At 67.5% G+C, this 13320-nt stretch carries 11 protein-coding genes; 7 read left to right on the plus strand and 4 right to left on the minus strand.

Going from position 1 to position 13320, the window contains the following annotated elements; all coding sequences use genetic code 11:
• Positions 1–253: 253 nt before the first annotated feature.
• From pdhA to AC5P5M_RS06465, 4 genes are read left to right on the plus strand one after another with little or no spacing between them, the layout of a single operon-like run.
• Positions 254–1336, plus strand: a complete 1083-nt coding sequence (gene pdhA, locus AC5P5M_RS06450; RefSeq protein WP_414488283.1) for a pyruvate dehydrogenase (acetyl-transferring) E1 component subunit alpha — start codon at positions 254–256, stop codon at positions 1334–1336.
• Positions 1329–2396 carry an alpha-ketoacid dehydrogenase subunit beta gene (locus AC5P5M_RS06455; protein WP_053519853.1) on the plus strand — a complete coding sequence of 356 codons (1068 nt, stop codon included), beginning with the start codon at positions 1329–1331 and terminating at the stop codon, positions 2394–2396. The genes pdhA and AC5P5M_RS06455 overlap by 8 nt, the downstream gene beginning before the upstream one ends.
• A gap of 1 nt (position 2397) precedes the next feature.
• Positions 2398–2751 carry an SH3 domain-containing protein gene (locus AC5P5M_RS06460; RefSeq protein WP_053519854.1) on the plus strand — a complete coding sequence of 118 codons (354 nt, stop codon included), beginning with the start codon at positions 2398–2400 and terminating at the stop codon, positions 2749–2751.
• Positions 2748–4133 (plus strand): dihydrolipoamide acetyltransferase family protein, encoded by a 1386-nt coding sequence (locus AC5P5M_RS06465; RefSeq protein WP_053519855.1) that lies wholly within the window; start codon positions 2748–2750, stop codon positions 4131–4133. Before AC5P5M_RS06460 ends, AC5P5M_RS06465 begins: the two co-directional genes overlap by 4 nt.
• A gap of 169 nt (positions 4134–4302) precedes the next feature.
• On the opposite strand, the gene AC5P5M_RS06470 is transcribed toward AC5P5M_RS06465, so the two are convergent.
• The 3 genes from AC5P5M_RS06470 to AC5P5M_RS06480 form a co-directional block, all read right to left on the minus strand.
• Positions 4303–4689: a VOC family protein gene (locus tag AC5P5M_RS06470; protein ID WP_414488281.1), complete on the minus strand. Its 387-nt coding sequence runs from the start codon at positions 4687–4689 to the stop codon at positions 4303–4305.
• Between the two features lie 122 nt (positions 4690–4811).
• On the minus strand, positions 4812–5519 hold the full coding sequence (locus AC5P5M_RS06475; protein WP_065174363.1) for a helix-turn-helix transcriptional regulator: 708 nt from the start codon (positions 5517–5519) through the stop codon (positions 4812–4814).
• On the minus strand, positions 5519–6154 hold the full coding sequence (locus AC5P5M_RS06480) for a Rossmann-fold NAD(P)-binding domain-containing protein (RefSeq protein ID WP_053519858.1): 636 nt from the start codon (positions 6152–6154) through the stop codon (positions 5519–5521). The genes AC5P5M_RS06475 and AC5P5M_RS06480 overlap by 1 nt, the downstream gene beginning before the upstream one ends.
• A gap of 105 nt (positions 6155–6259) precedes the next feature.
• Here AC5P5M_RS06480 and AC5P5M_RS06485 point away from each other — a divergent pair, with 105 nt between their 5' ends.
• Positions 6260–7798: a GGDEF domain-containing protein gene (locus AC5P5M_RS06485; protein ID WP_053519859.1), complete on the plus strand. Its 1539-nt coding sequence runs from the start codon at positions 6260–6262 to the stop codon at positions 7796–7798.
• Between the two features lie 52 nt (positions 7799–7850).
• Here the strand turns inward: AC5P5M_RS06485 and AC5P5M_RS06490 are convergent, their stop codons facing one another.
• A complete protein-coding gene (locus tag AC5P5M_RS06490) occupies positions 7851–8777 on the minus strand; it encodes a DUF808 domain-containing protein (protein WP_164151943.1) in 927 nt (308 codons plus the stop codon).
• A 210-nt stretch (positions 8778–8987) separates the two neighbouring features.
• Here AC5P5M_RS06490 and AC5P5M_RS06495 point away from each other — a divergent pair, with 210 nt between their 5' ends.
• Both AC5P5M_RS06495 and AC5P5M_RS06500 read left to right on the plus strand, forming a co-directional pair.
• Positions 8988–10631, plus strand: coding sequence for an ABC1 kinase family protein (locus AC5P5M_RS06495; RefSeq protein WP_227255316.1), 1644 nt, complete (start codon positions 8988–8990; stop codon positions 10629–10631).
• A gap of 283 nt (positions 10632–10914) precedes the next feature.
• Positions 10915–13020 carry a phosphoglycerol transferase I gene (locus AC5P5M_RS06500; RefSeq protein ID WP_065174360.1) on the plus strand — a complete coding sequence of 702 codons (2106 nt, stop codon included), beginning with the start codon at positions 10915–10917 and terminating at the stop codon, positions 13018–13020.
• The last annotated feature ends 300 nt before the right edge of the window (positions 13021–13320 follow it).

Consider the following 13320-nt stretch of genomic DNA (forward strand, 5'->3'; position numbering starts at 1 on the left):
GGGCCGTGGATCACCCGGCAATGGCGGGCCCGCGCGTGGAACCGTTTGCGACGTTGCGCGGGCAGTCAGCCGGAGGCGTATTCTGATGCTATGCAGCAACGACTGAATACGTTGTTGTTATTGGCCCTCCACCCGCCGGCAGGGGTACAACGGGGAATCGCCGTGTTGCGCCGCAGGAAGGCTATTTCGTACGCGTTCCTTAACATGGCGATTCATATCATTTGTAACTTCTCTGTCGAAGGTGCAGTACGCGATGACGGTTGCCGCTGAATTCAAGATCGAATACCTGCAGTATCTGGATGCGGACGGCACGCTCGTCCGCGACGACCTGCCCGAATCCCTGAAGGATCCGCGCGTCCTGGTGCCGCTGTTCAAGCAGATGCTGTACGTACGCACGTTCGACAGCAAATCCATCGCCCTGCAGCGCACCGGCAAGCTGGGTACCTATGCCGCCTGCCTGGGTCACGAGGCGGCGCACGTGGGCATCGGCGCCGGCATGCGCGAAGGCGACGTGCTCGGCCCGAGCTACCGCGAGTACGGCGCGATGTTCATGCGTGGCGTGCGCCCGTACGACGTGCTGATGTACTGGGGCGGCGACGAGCGCGGCAACGACTTCATCGGCAATGCGGTGAAGGACTTCCCGTTCTGCGTGCCGATTTCCACGCAGTGCCTGCACGCTGCGGGCGCCGCGCTGAAGTTCAAGCTCAACAACGAGCAGCAGGTCGCGGTGGCGGTGTGTGGCGATGGCGGCAGCTCGAAGACCGACTTCTATGCCGCGCTGAACTCTGCCGGTGCCTACAAGCTGCCGCTGATCCTGTGCATCGTCAACAACGGCTGGGCCATCTCGGTGCCGCGCTCGGCGCAGACCGGTGCCGAAACGCTGGCACAGAAGGGCCTGGCCGGCGGCCTGCACTGCCTGCAGGTGGACGGCAACGATCTGATCGCGGTGCTGGCGGCGATGGAACAGGCGCGCGAGCGCGGCCTCGCCGGCGAAGGCGGCACCGTGCTGGAACTGATGACCTACCGTCTGTCCGACCACACCACCGCCGACGACGCGCGCCGCTACCGCGACGACGCCGAAGTGAAGGATGCCTGGACCCGTGAGCCGATGCTGCGCCTGCGCAAGTACCTCACCGCCCAGGGCGTGTGGAGCGAGGACGAAGAAAAGGCCTGGGTGGAGCAGTGCGGCGCCAGGGTCGACGAGGAAGTGAACCAGTACCTCAATACCCCGGTGCAGCCGGTCGAGGCGATGTTCGACTACCTGTATGCCGATCCGCCGCCGGATCTTCTGGCCCAGCGCGCGGCCGCCATTGCCCTGGAGCAGCGCCATGGATGACATCAAGACGGGCGCTTCCGCTTCCCAGGCCAATGCCGCCGACAGCGCTGCTGTCGCCGGTGGAGACATCGCAATGACCGCTACCCCCATCACCCTGATCGAAGCCATCACCCAGGCGCTGGCCTGGGAGCTGGAACACGACCCTTCGGTGCTGGTGCTGGGCGAGGACGTGGGCGTCAACGGCGGCGTGTTCCGCGCCACCGCCGGCCTGCAGCAGCGCTTCGGTGCGCAGCGCATCCTCGACACCCCGCTGGATGAAACGACCATCGCCGGCCTCACCGTCGGCCTGGCCGCGCAGGGCATGAAGCCGGTGGCCGAAGCCCAGTTCGATGGCTTCGTCTACCCGATGGTCGACCACATCATCTGCCACGCCGCGCGCCTGCGCACCCGTACCCGTGGCCGCCTGCACTGCCCGATGGTGCTGCGCGTGCCGTGGGGCGGTGGCATCCGTGCGCCGGAACACCACAGCGAAGCCAACGAATCGATCTTCACCAACGTGCCGGGCCTGCGCGTGGTGCTGCCGTCCAGCCCGCAGCGCGCCTATGGCCTGCTGCTGGCCGCCATGCGCGATCCCGATCCGGTGATCTACATGGAGCCCAAGCGCATCTACCGCCAGTACAAGGAAGTGGTCGTCAACGACGGCGAAGCCCTGCCGCTGGACGTGTGCTTCGTGCTGCGCGACGGCACCGACGTGACCCTGGTCGCCTGGGGTGCGCAGGTAAAGGAAGCGCTGGAAGCGGCCGACAAGCTGGCTGGCGAGGGCATCAGTGCCGAAGTCATCGACGTGGCCACGCTGCGTCCGCTGGACTTCGCCACCATCGCCGAGTCGGTGTCCAAGACCGGCCGCTGCGTGATCGTGCAGGAGGCCCCGAAGACCGCGGGCTTCGGTGCGGAAATCGCCGCGCGCCTGGCCGAGGAATCGATGTACGACCTGCTGGCCCCGGTCGAGCGCGTTACCGGCTACGACACCCACATTCCGCTGTTCCGCCTGGAGATGAAGTACCTGCCGAGCGTGGACCGGATCGTGACCGCGGCCAAGCGCGCGGTGGCGGCAGGCTGACATGCGGGCCCGCCTCCTTGGGGCTTACCGCAGCCAGTATCCCAACCCGCTCCGGTTCCGCACCGGCCAGATCGTCGAAGTAGGCGTACGTGACGAGGAATGGCCGGCGTTTGCCTGGGTACGCACCAGCGATGGACGCGCCGGCTGGGCGCCCGTCGCCTGGCTGCAACTGCTGGACGACGGTCGCGCCGAAGCCCTGCGCGATTACGACGCCCGCGAGCTGGATGTGGAAAGCGGCGAGATGGTCAAGCTGCATCACGAACACGGCGGATGGTGGTGGTCCGAGCGCGCCAATGGTGCGACGGGCTGGCTGCCGGCCCGCGAACTGGAACTGCTGGAAGAGAACTGCAAATGAGCCAGACCAAGAATTTCAACCTGCCCGACCTGGGCGAAGGCCTGCCGGACGCGACCATCGTCGAGTGGTTCGTGAAGGAAGGCGATGTGATCAAGCTGGACGAGCCGCTGGTGTCGATGGAGACCGCCAAGGCCGTGGTGGAAGTGCCGTCGCCGGTCTCCGGCAAGGTGCTGAAGCTGTCCGGTGCGGCCGGTGACATCATTCCGACCGGCTCGGTGCTGGCCAGCTTCGAGATCGACCCGAACCTGCCGCAGCGTGCCGATGGCCAGGACACCGGCCACAGCCACGGCCATGCGCCGGCACCGGCTGCGGCCGCAGCACCGACCCCGCCGCCGCTGCCGACTCCGGCACCGGCCGCCGCCGAGGACGCCAAGGCCGAGCGCGATGACGCCGGCACGGTGGTCGGCGCGATGCAGAGCTCCAATGCCGTGCACACCGAGCAGGCGTTGGCCGTCGGTGGCGTCAAGGCCGTACCGGCGGTGCGTGCGATGGCCCGCAAGCTGGGCGTCGACCTGAGCCGCGTGCGCGCCACCGGCAGCGATGGCGCGGTGACCATGGCCGACGTCAAGCAGGCCGCCGCCAACGGCACCGCCAAGCTCGGCGCCGCGCCGGCCCCGGCTGCCGCTGCGGCCTATGCCGCGCCGGCCCCGGCGCAGGTGTCTGCGCCGGTACAGAACGAAACCCGCACCCCCTTGTCTGCGGCGGGCAAGCCGATGCGCACGCAACCGCCGGGCGTGGTCGCCAAGGGCCAGCCGGAACCGCTGAAGGGCGTGCGCCGCAACATGGCGCGGGTGATGGCCGATGCGCACAGCAAGGTTGTACCGACCACGCTCAACGACGACGCCGACATCCATGCCTGGCTGCCCGGCAACGACGTCACCGCCCGCCTGGTGCGTGCCATCGTGGTTGCCGCGCAGAAGGTGCCGGCGATGAACGCCTGGTTCGATGGCGAAGCGCTGACCCGCACCCTGCACGCGCAGGTGGACATCGGCATCGCCGTGGACACCGACGACGGCCTGTTCGTGCCGGCCCTGCGCAACGCCGACATGCTGGATGCCCGTGGCATCCGCGAGGGCGTGAACCGCCTGCGCGAGCAGGTGGAAGCGCGCTCGATCGCGGCCTCGGAACTGAGTGGCTACACCATCTCGCTGTCCAACTTCGGCATGTTCGCCGGCCGCTACGCGACCCCGGTCGTGGTGCCGCCGTGCGTGGCCATCGTCGGTGCCGGCCGTGCCCGCCATCAGATGACCCCGGTGATGGGCGGCGTGGAAGCGCACAAGGTCATCCCGCTGTCGGTCACCTTCGACCACCGCGCAGCCACCGGCGGCGAAGCTGCCCGCTTCCTGCGCGCGATGATGGACGACCTGGCCCTGGCCAGCTGATCGACCACCACCTCTGAAACACAGAAGACGCCGGGCAGTGCCCGGCGTTTTTTGTACGCGCTCTACGGTAGAGCCGAGCCCATGCTCGGCAGCTTCCTGCTGGTCAACCGAAGGTGGGCGGAACCACATCCGGGAACAGCGGAACCGGCAGGTACCGGCTCCCCTCATTTCAACCGCGCGCGGGTAGGCCCTCGGCGCGGCTGTACACACGCAGGCGGTGCCGATCCGGATCAACACCCACGAAGGTATGCCCGAATTCCAGGGTGACCGGGGCCTGCACGATCTGCACGCCGAGTGCGCGCCACGCGTCGTGCATCTGCTGTACAGCCTCCGGGTTGGCGACCACCATCGCCAGTTCCGCGGCGCCGGCCTGCGTGGACACCGGCGGCTCCACGTCATCGCGCTGCCACAGGCCGAGCGCGGCGCCGTCGCCGAGCAGGAACAGGGCAAAGCCGGGCGACTGCTCGACGGGGGGTGTGCCGAGGATGCCGCTGTAGAAGGCGGCGCTGGCAGCGACATCGCTTGCGTACTGCAGCAGGGTGCTGGGCCTGAACATGGGGACGCTCCGTTGTTGGGAGCCTTCATGGTGGTACCGCCCTGCTGACAGATTCTGTCAGCAGCATCGCGATTGTTCGCCCGCTGTTCGCCAAGCTCGAAGGCCGTCGAGCAAGCCCGATGCTACGAACGATCCAACCAGTCCGGTGCGATGCCCTGGGCCTTCTGCCAGCGCCGCAGCAGGATCGCGCGTGGCACGTGATAGCGATCCTCCAGCGCGCGCACCTGGCGGATGCGGTCCAGCCGGAAGTGGCGGAAGTCTTCGCGGCTCTCGCACCACGCCGCCAGCATCGGAACTTCGTCGAAGTAGCCCAGCGCGAAGGGCCAGACGATGCGCTCGCTGCGCTGGCCGTGCGCATCTTCGTAGCCGAACTTCAGGCGCTGCTGTGCGCTTACGGCTTCGCGCACCGCCTGGAGCCGGGCCGCCGGCACCTTGGCCGCTGTTCGTGAAGGGCCCACGCGCAGACCGCTGTCACGCAGTGCCTCGCGGCGGGCGGCGGGCAACACATGCGCGATGCGCGCCAACGCATCACGGGCAGCCTCGGCCAGCGCCGGCTCGGTGCGGGCCGCCACCCAGCGCAGGCCCAGCACCAGCGCGTCGATCTCGGCCGGTGGCAGGGTCATCGGCGGCAGCGTGTCGCTCGGCGCGAGCTGGTAGCCGACGCCGGCCTCGCCGCGCAGGTCAGCGCCCTGCCCGCGCAGCGTCTCGATGTCGCGGTACAGCGTACGCAGGCTGATACCCAGCGCATCGGCCAGCACCTGTCCGGCCACCGGCCGTCGATGGCGGCGCAGCAGCTGCAGCAGCTGGGTCAGGCGCAGCGCACGCGACATCAGCCGACCAGTGCGCTTGATGTCACCACGTGCTCACCCGGTTGCGGGGCCAGCGCGGCTCCGGTCAGTGCCTTGGCGATCTCGGCGGCTGGATTGATCCGCCATGCCCGCGGCAGTGCCGGCCCCAAGGCACCGAGCACCGCCAGTGCGAAACGCTCGCCACGACGGACCTCGGTGCGCTCGCCGCCGATCAGTCCAGGCCGCACCAGGGTCAGCGAGGCGAAGCCCAGCGCGCGCAGGTCACGCTCCAGCTCGCCCTTCACCCGGCTATAGAAGATCGACGACTGCGGGTTGGCACCGGCGGCGGAATTCAATACATAGGTCTTCGCGCCCTGTGCCTGTGCGAGGCGGGCGAACGCCAGCGGATAGTCATGGTCGATGCGGTGGAAGGCCGCGCGGCTGCCGGCCTGGGCGATGGTGCTGCCCAGCGCGCAGATGACCGCGTCCACGCGCGCCCACTCAGGCGAGGCCGGCAGCGCGTCAAAGGCCAGCACCGGGTTCTCCAGCTTCCCATGGGTCAACGCCAGCGGACGCCGAGTGGGCGCGATCACGGCGCTGCAGCGCGGGTCGTCCAGCAACCCGGGCAGCGTCAGCCCGCCGACCAGGCCGGTCGCCCCCAGCAACATCACGCGCATCACCACCTCCCGTGCGGCATCCTGTCGCCCATCCTAGCCGTTCAAGCCATCGGCAGCCGCGCCGATATGCTGGAACCAGACCCTGCCAGCCCCAGGATTCGCTCCATGACGGACCACCCCGACCCGCGCCCCGCCCCCGGCACCGCCCTCGGTCCGCCGGCACGCGTGCGCGCGGTTGCCGACGCGGGTGAGGGCGAGCGCGTGGTCCTGCAGGGCGGCAGCAGCGCAAGCCTGCAACGGCTCTTTGCCGGTGCCGATGCGCCGGAGCCGCTGCTGGCCGCGTTCGCCAATGGCATGGCGACGCTGCCGGGCGAACTGGGCGACATGGGTGATCGCCTGCAGTCCGCGCAGGCCAGCGCCGACTGGCCACGCTACGGGCGGGCGATGCGGCAACTGATCGACAAGTACATCCGCACCATCGACCAGCATTCACCGGATGGGCAGCCCGACAGCCTGCGCCTGTCCGAACAGCTGCGCCTGCTGCTGGGCGGCGCGGTAGTGGCGCTGCTGCAGCACGACCCGGACCTGCGCGAGCAGGCGCAGGCGCTGTCCCTTCGCCTGCGCCACTGGCAGCCGGGCAGCGCCCTGGAGCCGATCGAGCAGGGTGTGCGCGAGCTCGGCCATCAGATCGGCGTGCGTGCCGGCAGCTGGCAGGAACAGCAGGCGCTGCTGCTGGAGCTGTTCGCACTGCTGCTGGAGAATGTGAGCGAACTGCTGGACGATCGCAGCTGGCTGCAGGGCCAGATCGCGGCGGTGCGGCAACTGCTGTCCGGCCCGCTGCAGGCCGAGGCCGTTGAACGAACGCGTGCCGAGCTGCGCGAGGTGATCTACCGGCAGGGCCTGCTGCGCCAGGGCATCGACGACTCCAAGGCGGCGATGCGCGGACTGATGGGGGATTTCATCGAACGCATGGATGGCATGGCCACCAGCACCGGTGAATACCATGACCGTATCGGCAGCTACGCACTGCAGCTGCGCGAGGCGCGCAGCATCGCCGATCTGAACCAGCTGCTGCAGGAGGTGATGCGCGATACCGGCAAAGTGCAGCAGCAGGCCGCGCAGGCACGCGACCACCTGGCTGCCGCACGGCTGGACGTGGAGCGCGCTGAACAACGCATCGCCGAGCTGGAACAGGAACTGCGCATGGCCGGCGACCTCGCGCGCATCGATCCGCTGACCCAGGCACTGAACCGCCGGGGCCTGGACGAACTGCTGCAGCGCGAGCTGGCGCGCGCCGAACGCAACAACACGCCGCTGGGCGTGGCGGTGATCGATCTGGATGACTTCCACCAGACCAACAACGCGCATGGTCACGCCGGCGGTGACGCGCTGCTGCAGCACATGGTGGCGGTGTGCAGGCTGCTGCTGCGCGCCACCGATGGCATCGCGCGGCTGGGCGGCGACGAGTTCGTGCTGGTGCTGCCGGAGACCCCCGGTGCGGACAGCATGGCCACCGTGCAGCGCCTGCAGCGCTCACTGGCGCATCGGGTACTGACCGTGCAGGACCGGCGCGTGCCGGTGCATTTCAGTGCCGGACTGGCGCAATGGCAGCCCGGCGATGACAGCGAGGCGCTGCTGCGACGGGCCGACGAGGCGCTGTACGCGGCCAAGCGGCAGGGCAAGAACCGCGTGCAGGCGGGCTGAAGCGCTCCGCCAGGCATGGCCCGGCGCTACCGCCGCCCGTCCGGCGACGCGGCTACTTCCCGCGCAGCTTCTGGATGCCGGTCACCGCCGCCAGCACGATGGCGCCAGCGACGATACCCACCACCATGTTGGCAACCGCGCCGATCAGCCAGCCCCACTGGCCCTCGCCACCGAGCGCCTGCACCGCGTGGTGCAGCGCCGGCACGTTGTGCACCAGAATGCCGCCGCCGACCAGAAACATGGCCACGGTGCCGGCGATCGACAGGAACTTCATCAACCACGGCGCCGATGCGACCAGGCCGCGTCCGAACGCTGCGACCGCTCCGCCCTTGCGCGAGAGGTACAGGCCCGCGTCGTCCAGCTTGACGATGCCGGCAACCAGTCCGTAGACGAACACCGTCATCGCCAATGCGACCACCACCAGGGTGAGTACCTGCTGGGAGAACGAGGCGGCGGCAACCACGCCCAGTGTCAGGACGATGATCTCGGCAGAGAGGATGAAGTCGGTACGGATCGCACCTTTCACCTTGTCCTTCTCCCACGCCACCATGTCCACCTGCGCATCGGCCAGTGCCTTGCGCCGCTCGGCCTGGTGCTCGGCGTCCTCGTCCGCCGAATGCAGGAAACGGTGCGCCAGCTTTTCCACGCCCTCGAAGCAAAGGAAAGCGCCACCGATCATCATCAAGGGCACGATCAGCGGCACGTTCCAGCCACGACCATGCAGCCAGGCTTCCAGGGCGCTGATCGCCAGCGCGGCCGGAACCAGGATCACCTTGTTGAGCAGCGAGCCTTTGGCCACCGCCCAGACCACAGGCAGTTCACGGTTGGCAGAAACACCGGTTACCTGCTGCGCGTTCAGCGCCAGGTCGTCGCCAAGCACACCGGCCGTCTTCTTCGCGGCCACCTTGGTCAGGATCGAGACGTCATCGAGCAGCGTCGCGATATCGTCGAGCAGGGCAAACAGGCTGGCACCGGCCATGGGGGTTCCAGGAGGGAGGATGGACGGATTCTGACCGATCCAACGGCCCGGGAGGAAGTGGATTCACCGCGTGCCTACCCTGCCCCGGCCAGACTGGCGAGGTGATCCCGTTCCGCCGGGCATGGCCCGGCACTACCGGTCGTTGTCCACAAGGAGTGCCGTTTGAACAATCCGCCCACCGCCACTGGCAATCCACCGCTGGTAAAAGGCATGAGCCGACGCAGCCAGATCCTGCGCCTGCTGATGCGCTACCGTCATTCGGGGGTGTTCTCCGGCATGAACCTGGACGCAGCCGGCAGCCAGGCCGAGGTACCGGCCGACGGCAATCCCGAGCAGTTCGTCAGTGACCTGGAAGCGCTGGGGCCGACGTTCGTCAAGCTGGGCCAGATGCTGTCCACACGTCCAGACATGGTGCCGGTGGAGTTCGCCACGGCACTGGAGCGCATGCAGGAGAAGGTGGCCGAGATTCCGGTCGAACGCATCCATGCCATCGTCGAGCAGGAGCTGGGGGCACCGGTGAGCAAGCTGTTCGCGGCCTTCGACCCCGAGCCGCTGGGCTGCGCCTCGATCGCCCAGGTCCATCGTGCGGTGATGCATGACGGCCGGCAGGTCGCGGTGAAGGTGCAGAAGCCGGAGGTTGCCGCGCAGCTGCGTTCGGACCTGGAAGCGTTGCGCAGCTTCGCTCTGGCCGCCGATCACCTGACCCAGGTCGGCCGCCGGGTCCGCCTGCGCGACTGGCTCAACGAGTTCGCCAAGACCCTGATGCAGGAGCTGGATTACCACGCCGAGGCCGAGAACCTGGCCCGCTTCGGCCGCCATCTGCGGCCCTTCCGGCGCCTGTGGGTCCCGCAGCCGATCTGGGATTACAGCAGCCAGCGCGTGCTGACCATGGAGCTGGCCACCGGCGTTCGCGTGGACGCGATACCCGGCGTACGCCGTACCGAGCAGTCGATGGACCCGTTGGCAGCCGCGCTGATCCGGGGCTACCTGGACCAGATCTTCGTGCATGGCGAGATCCACGCCGATCCCCATCCGGGCAACCTGCGGGTGATGCCCGATGGTCGCCTCGCCATCTTCGATCTGGGCATGGTCGCGCACATGCCACCGCGGCTGCGCGAGCGCCTGCTGAAGATCCTGTTCGCCGCCGTCGATGGCCGCGGCGAAGAAGTGGCGGACGATCTGATCAGCATCAGCACCCGGCTGGAAGCCTTCGACGAGGAGCGTTACCTGCGCGAGACCGGCCAGTTGATCGCGCGCTATGCCGCCAGCGGCAACTTCTCCGAGGGACGCGTGGTGCTGGACATGGTGCGCATCGCCACGGCCTGTGGATTGCGTACGCCGCCGGAACTGAGCCTGCTGGGCAAGGCGCTGCTGAACCTGGAGACGGTCTGCCGCCTGCTCGCGCCCGAACTGGACACGCGCCGCATCGTCGAGCGCCAGCTGCAGCATGTGATGCGCGCGCGCCTGAAGAAGTCGCTGTCGGCCGCCAACCTCGCCAGCGAGGCGATGGAGCTGCAGCAGCTGCTGCGCGATGGGCCGCGCAAGCTGTCGGACATCATGGCCCTGCTGGCCGAGAACCGCCTGCAGATGAAGGTGACCGGGCTGGAGGAATCACGGCTGATGGAGAACCTGCAGAAGATCGCCAACCGCGTGGCGGCGGGCATCATCAGCGCAGCGCTGATTCTCGCCGCATCGCTGATGATGAAGCTCGATACCGGCTGGCATGTGTTCGGTTACCCGGCGATCGCGCTGGTGCTGATGCTGATCGGCGTGGCGTTGGGGCTGGGCATCGTCACCAGCGCGCTGTTGTTCGATCGGCGCGCGCGTGCACGCGAGGAACGCGGCCATCGATGAGCGGAGTGCGTGGTGCGCGACATGTGCACCTGCGCCATACGTCCATCTCCGAAGTGCCGCATTCATGCGGTTCTTAATGCAATCCAACGCGCGTTTTCACGCTCTTTTTACTTGATCGCGCTGTTACCGCACGCGGTCGATCAACAAACATTTCAGTCAGGTTCGTGCATGCACTATCGGGTCATCGGCCTGTCATGCACACATGCTAGCGGCAGCGCCGGTCGGATGGACACGCGTCGGTACGACGTCCATCGCACCACCCCGTTCACTGCCGAAGCCGCCTATGCTCTGGATCCTTCTGCTGTCGTTGTTGCTGCTGGTCTGGCTGTTCCTCGCTTCCGACAAATGGATGTGGTGGAAGGCCGGTTCGTTCTCACTGCTGTTGCTGGCGCTTAGCACGTGGTGGCTGATCGACAAGCTCTCCGGTGACGGACTCAACGCCGCCACGCTGTACCACCTGGGTGCGGACATGGAGGGTGCCGGCGTCGCCGACTTCAAGGGCTACATCGCCGGCTTCATCGTGCTGGCCCTGGTTTCGCTGCTACCGCTGTTCGCCACGCGGGTCCGCCGCTGGCATCGGCCCGGACGGGGTGCGGCCTGGTTCGCCGGCTTCGCCGTCGCATGGGTGGTCACGCTCATGGTCAGTCCGCTGGCGCGCGACGGCCAGCGTCTTTACCAGCAGCTGCGACCGGTTGATTTCGCGCGCATCGCGCCGGAATACCAGGTGCCTACCCAGCCGTTGCAGCGGCCGCGCAACATCGTCTGGATCTACGGCGAAAGTCTTGAACGCACTTATCTGGACGAGAACGTGTTTCCCGGGTTGATGCCCAATCTCAATCGTCTGGCCGCCAGGTCGTTGGATGTGCGCGGCCTGGCATCGGCCGAAGGCAGTGGCTGGACCATCGCCGGGCTGGTGGCATCGATGTGCGGCGTGCCGCTGACCACCTCGCAGGGCGATGAGAACAGCATGGACCGGATGGGCAGCTTCCTGCCCAAGGCCGTGTGCCTGGGCGACTACCTGAAGCAGCAGGGCTACACCAACCATTATCTGGGCGGCGCCAACGGCCAGTTCGCCGGCAAGGGCCAGTTCCTGGCCAGCCACGGCTTCGACGAAGTACATGATCTGGCGTGGTTCAAGCAGCAGAAGAAGATCGGGCGCATTCACTACTCTGCTTGGGGCGTACACGATGACGTGCTGCTGGACACCGCCTACCAGCGCTTCGAGCAGCTCTCGCGCGCCGGCGCACCGTTCATGCTGACCACGCTGACCATGGATACGCACCATCCCGCAGGCCACCTGCCGGTGTCGTGCAAGGGCGAACGCTACCAGAGCCAGTACGGCAACATCGGCCTGCTCAACGCGCTCAAATGCACCGACCGCCTGATCTCGCAGCTGGTCCAGCGCATCCAGGCCAGTCCGTACGGCAAGGACACGCTGATCGTGATCGCCTCGGACCATCTGGCGATGCCCAACGATCTCAGTCACGTGCTGGCCAGGCAGAAGCGCGAGAACCTGCTGCTGTTCCTCGGTGATGGCGTGGCGCCGCGCCAGCTGGCGGCGGAGAACGGCTCGACGCTGGACTCCGGCGCCACCCTGCTGGGCCTGCTCGATCCGGGCCTGCGCACGATGGGCTTCGGCCGCTCGCTGCTGGACGAAACGCGTGCCCCCAGTGCCAGCGTCGCGGCGCGTCGCGATGGCGGCCGCGATTACCCGCAGTACCTGGCATTCGCCCGGTCGCTGTGGCTGGGCGAGCCGACCCGCGAACTGCGGATCGACAACGACGACCAGGTGGTGGTGGGCATGCAGCACGTGCAGCCGCCGGTCCTGCTGGAGTACGACAAGGACTGGGGCCTGAAGTCGGTGTATCTGGAGAACACGTCCCGCCAGTTCGACGATGCCGATCCGGACAACACCCTGGCCTATGTGGATCGCTGCACCGCATTCGAGGATGGGTCGGCCGACGGCGACTGGTGCGCCTTGCTGGTGAACCGCGACAACGGCATCAAGCTGTACCGCGACGACGACCTGCGTGGTGGCATCGCGGTGGACGCGCCGCTGGATGCGTTCCAGGGACCGCGCCCGAGCGTGCGCCAGGCCCACATGATCACCCAGAAGGGCCGCCGCACCCGCGCCGGCCAGTACATGCTGCAGCTGGTGGCAAGCACGCGCCCGGATCGCGGTTTCTGGATCGAGGCCGTGTCATCGCAGCGCAAGGTGGTGCTGGCCCAGCAGTGGGTCCAGCCTGATGCCGACGGCAAGATCAATGTGTCCTTCGGACTGGATCATGAAGTGGACGATCTGGAGATCCGCGCCTGGTTGAATCACGCCGAGAAGCTGGCCGTGGATACCTTCGCGCTGGTGCCTTCGCGCAGCCGACCGCGGGGATAGGGTTTTCTGCAGGTGTGGGTAGGTGTCGACCTTGGTCGACACTTCTGTCAGATATCGAAATCAATCTGGGGTCAGATCCGTTTTCTGCGGAAGAAAACGGATCTGACCCCAAAAGCAATTCCAGCAGATCGCGGAAATCTGTCGAAGGCGGGGTGGGTCCGGTTGCGGGGGCGTGAGCCGCATGGATGCGGCGACCGAGCTTACATGGACGTACTTGCAGCGGCCCCCGCAACCGGACCCACCCCGCCATCCCATGGAATGCTTGGTGTTGGTGTTGCTGTTGCTGTTGCTGTTGCTCCG

It is taken from the genome of Stenotrophomonas sp. YJH_SMC_106-19, assembly GCF_059368375.1.

Bases quoted from the DNA above. Each gene is read 5' to 3' on its own strand.
- pdhA (WP_414488283.1), top strand. From the start codon at position 254: ATGACGGTTGCCGCTGAATTCAAGATCGAATACCTGCAGTATCTGGAT.
- AC5P5M_RS06455 (WP_053519853.1), top strand. From the start codon at position 1,329: ATGGATGACATCAAGACGGGCGCTTCCGCTTCCCAGGCCAATGCCGCC.
- AC5P5M_RS06460 (WP_053519854.1), top strand. From the start codon at position 2,398: ATGCGGGCCCGCCTCCTTGGGGCTTACCGCAGCCAGTATCCCAACCCG.
- AC5P5M_RS06465 (WP_053519855.1), top strand. From the start codon at position 2,748: ATGAGCCAGACCAAGAATTTCAACCTGCCCGACCTGGGCGAAGGCCTG.
- AC5P5M_RS06470 (WP_414488281.1), bottom strand. From the start codon at position 4,689: ATGTTCAGGCCCAGCACCCTGCTGCAGTACGCAAGCGATGTCGCTGCC.
- AC5P5M_RS06475 (WP_065174363.1), bottom strand. From the start codon at position 5,519: ATGTCGCGTGCGCTGCGCCTGACCCAGCTGCTGCAGCTGCTGCGCCGC.
- AC5P5M_RS06480 (WP_053519858.1), bottom strand. From the start codon at position 6,154: ATGCGCGTGATGTTGCTGGGGGCGACCGGCCTGGTCGGCGGGCTGACG.
- AC5P5M_RS06485 (WP_053519859.1), top strand. From the start codon at position 6,260: ATGACGGACCACCCCGACCCGCGCCCCGCCCCCGGCACCGCCCTCGGT.
- AC5P5M_RS06490 (WP_164151943.1), bottom strand. From the start codon at position 8,777: ATGGCCGGTGCCAGCCTGTTTGCCCTGCTCGACGATATCGCGACGCTG.
- AC5P5M_RS06495 (WP_227255316.1), top strand. From the start codon at position 8,988: ATGAGCCGACGCAGCCAGATCCTGCGCCTGCTGATGCGCTACCGTCAT.
- AC5P5M_RS06500 (WP_065174360.1), top strand. From the start codon at position 10,915: ATGCTCTGGATCCTTCTGCTGTCGTTGTTGCTGCTGGTCTGGCTGTTC.